The sequence below is a fragment of the Burkholderia sp. Tr-20390 genome, assembly GCF_017104595.1.
Lineage (GTDB): Bacteria > Pseudomonadota > Gammaproteobacteria > Burkholderiales > Burkholderiaceae > Burkholderia.
The window spans coordinates 1-1742 of record NZ_JAAGPC010000393.1; the positions used below are offsets into that span (position 1 = coordinate 1).

Sequence of the window (1742 nt, forward strand, 5' to 3'; positions counted from 1 at the left end):
CCCGCGTGCCGCGCGGGGCCGGCGCCGGCGGCCGGTTCGTCGCCGGCACGGCGCGCCCAGTCGGCGATGGCCGGATGCGCATCGGCGAGCGTGCGCGTCAGCCCGAACAGGTCCGCGAGGTTCATCGCTTCGTCGAGCAACGCACGGCCGCCGCCGCACGACTGTTCGCGCGCGAACGCGCTGAGCGCCATGATCTCGATGCGCGCCTGCCCCATGCTCATTTCGCGGGCCAGCACGGCGGCTTCGTCGAGCGCTGCGCTTGCATCGTCCCAGCGGCGCGCGGCCAGCGCGGCACCCGCGTGCGCGGTGGCCTGCAGCAGCACGACGGGGCGCCGCCACAACGGCCCGTGCGACGGAAACTCGGCCGCGGCGATCGCATCGATCCGCTCGACGAGCGCGTGGCAGGTCGCTTCGCGATAACGCGCCGCATGAATGCGCACCTGTTCGGCGAGGCTCGCGACCGACAGGCGCGGCAGGCGGCGCGCGACACCCATCGCGTCGAGGGCTTCGAGCAGGTCGATCGCGCGGTGCTCGACGCCGCGCAGCAACGCGATGCGCGCGGCGGTGCGATAGCCGAGCAGCACGGTGTCGGGCGTGCCCGCATGTTCGAGCACATCGAGCCGGTTCGCGAGCAGTGCGGCGGCCTGGTCGACGCGGTCGGCCTCGTACGCGAGCGCCGCGCACATCGCCGCGAGCATGCAGGTGAGGGGATGGCGGCGCCCGAGATCGGCTTCCGCACGCGCCAGCGCGGGCGACAGCGCGTCGTCGGCCAGCCGGACCTGGCCCTCGCGCAGGTAGCTCAGGCCCGTGATCAGCTCGCCCCAGCGGGCGACGTAGCCGAACCCGGCCGCCGTCTCGCCGCGCGGCGCCGCGTGCTGGAAGCGGCGCGCCTGCGCCGGTTCGCCGACGATGATCGCGCGCGCCGACAGCCGGTTCGCGTGCATTTGCGCGAGCCACGTCGCCGCCGGCGGCGTGAAGTCGGCCCACGGCTCGAACAGCTCGACGAAGCGGTCGATTTCGTCGGCGTAATACGCGGCCGCGCTGAGGATCAGCGCGCATTCGTAGCGCATCGCCGCGGGCGTGCCGGAGTCCGCGAGGATGCCCGCGATCTGGCGTTGCGCCTCGACATGGCGCTCGCCGAGCGCCAGCGCCCAGGCCACCGCGACGCGCAGCGTCGGGCGCTTGTCGAGCTCCGCGTCGGGTAGCAGCGCGAGCCAGTCGAGCACGTCGTTGATGCGGCCCTGCTTGATCGCATCCTCGAGGCAACGCTGCGCGAGCGCGTACGCGACCTCGAACTGGCCGGCCGCATACGCGTGGCGCGCGGCTTCCTCGGTCATCCCGTGCGCGTCGAGCCAGGCAGCCGCCCGCGCATGCAGCGCGCTGCGCTCGGCGTCGGGGCCCGCCGCCAGGCGGTCGCGCAGCGTGTCGCGCACGAGCGGATGCAGCCGGCACCAGTCCGAATCGTCCGACGCAATGAACAGCGGCGTGTCGCGTGCGAGTCGGGCGAGACGGTCGGGTGCGCCTGCGTCGTCGAGCAGCGCGGCGCACAGCGACGGATGCAGGCGATCGGCGACGCTCGTGCGCGTCAAGAACGCAGTGTCGTCGGCCGACAGGTTCGCGAGCAGCAGCTCGACGAGCCGGTCGCGCGTGCCGTCCACGCGGGCGGCGAGTGCGTCGACCGCCTGGCGCGGATCGGCCGAGCGCGCCATCGCGGCCATCGCGAGCTGCAGGCCGAGCGGCCA

1 pseudogene is annotated in these 1742 nt (G+C 74.2%); it reads right to left on the bottom strand.

Features of this window, described 5'->3' with window-relative positions:
* A pseudogene (locus tag G3N98_RS39175) lies at positions 1–1742 on the bottom strand (LuxR family transcriptional regulator); the annotation flags it as partial.